1 protein-coding gene and 1 pseudogene are annotated in these 1,427 nt (G+C 66.3%); both read right to left on the reverse strand.

Going from position 1 to position 1,427, the window contains the following annotated elements:
- Positions 1 to 149: 149 nt before the first annotated feature.
- Positions 150 to 1,196, reverse strand: coding sequence for a phospho-N-acetylmuramoyl-pentapeptide-transferase (gene mraY / locus GPA_RS09830; RefSeq protein ID WP_015539772.1), 1,047 nt, complete (start codon positions 1,194 to 1,196; stop codon positions 150 to 152).
- Position 1,197: 1 nt separating this feature from the next.
- A pseudogene (locus GPA_RS09835) lies at positions 1,198 to 1,427 on the reverse strand (UDP-N-acetylmuramoyl-tripeptide--D-alanyl-D-alanine ligase); the annotation flags it as partial.

The following is a 1,427-nucleotide window of genomic DNA, read 5'->3' on the forward strand; positions in this document are numbered from 1 at the left end:
ACCGCGAGCGCGTCCACGCGCCCGCCCAGAAGCGGCAGCAGGTACTCCACGGCCGCCCGGCCGCTCTTCCCCAGCCCCAAAACGAGCACGCGCCCGAGGTGCTGCGGCGCGTGCTTCCTTCCCGGTATCAGGTCCCCGCGCGCCATCCGCTACGCCACCGCCATGAGCGTCTGGGCGAAGTACAGCGAGAAGCCGCAGGCCGCCAGCACGCCCGACACGATCCAGAAGCGCACGACCACCTTCGTCTCGCTCCACCCCTTCTTCTCGAAATGATGGTGCAGCGGCGCCATGAGGAAGATGCGCTTCCTCGTCTTCTTGTAGTAGAACACCTGGATCATGACGGACAGGGCCTCGGCCACGAACAGGCCGCCGATGATGATGGACACGAACTCAGTCTTCGTGAGCACGGCCAAGCAGCCCAGCGCCATGCCGAGCGCGAGCGAGCCGGTGTCGCCCATGAAGATGTCGGCCGGGAACGAGTTGAACCACAGAAAGCCGATGCACGCGCCCGCGAGCGCCGCCGCGAAGATGGCGGGCTCCAGCAGGTCGGAGCGGTACGCGATGGCGGCCATGACTATCATCACGATCATCACGGTGCCAGCCGCCAAGCCGTCCAGGCCGTCGGTGAGGTTCACGGCGTTGCACATGCCCACCAGCAGGATGTTCGCGAATATCAGGTAGAGCCACGGGATGGCAATGCCGTCGCCCACGGGCACCACCGTGGTGAGCAGCCCCAGGTCGAACGTGTACACGAAGGGTATCTCCACCGTGGGGGCCACCCCCAGCCAGTTCACCGCCACGAGCGTGAACACGGTGGCGATGGCGAACTGGCCCACGAGCTTCGCCTTCGGCGTGAGGCCGAGCGAACGCTCCTTGACCACCTTCGAGGCATCGTCCACGAGGCCCAGAAGGCCCGTCAGCACGGTGGCGCCCAAAAGCAGGAACGTCTCGGGCGTGGGCATGCCGATGACGAGCGCCGTGGCTATCACGGCCACGAGCATGATGACGCCGCCCATGGTGGGCGTGCCCTGCTTCACCAGATGGCTCTCGGGCCCGTCGGCGCGCACCTGCTGGCCGATATGGCTCGACTTCAGGAACTTGATCCATACGGGCATGAGCACCATCGTGACCACGATGGCGGCCACGATGGCCAAGAACACGAGGAACGTCGGGTAGTGGGAGAATATCGCAAACATATCAGTTGACCAGTCCTTCGACCACGCGCTCGAGCCCCATGAAGTGGGACGCCTTCACCAGCACGGCGTCGCCCGGCTCGAGGTACGTATCCATCTCTCCGAGCACGTCGGAGACCGTTGCCGCGCGCACGATGCGCGCCGCATCCATGCCCGCCGCCTCGGCGGCGTCGGCGATGTGCGCCGCCAGCTCGCCCACGCATACGAGGCGGTCGAGCGGCAGCGTTCCCGCCA

This window comes from Gordonibacter pamelaeae 7-10-1-b, from assembly GCF_000210055.1.
In the GTDB taxonomy this organism is placed as follows: Bacteria; Actinomycetota; Coriobacteriia; order Coriobacteriales; family Eggerthellaceae; genus Gordonibacter; species Gordonibacter pamelaeae.

Coding starts and splice junctions, on each gene's coding strand:
- mraY (WP_015539772.1), bottom strand. CDS start 1,196: ATGTTTGCGATATTCTCCCACTACCCGACGTTCCTCGTGTTCTTGGCC.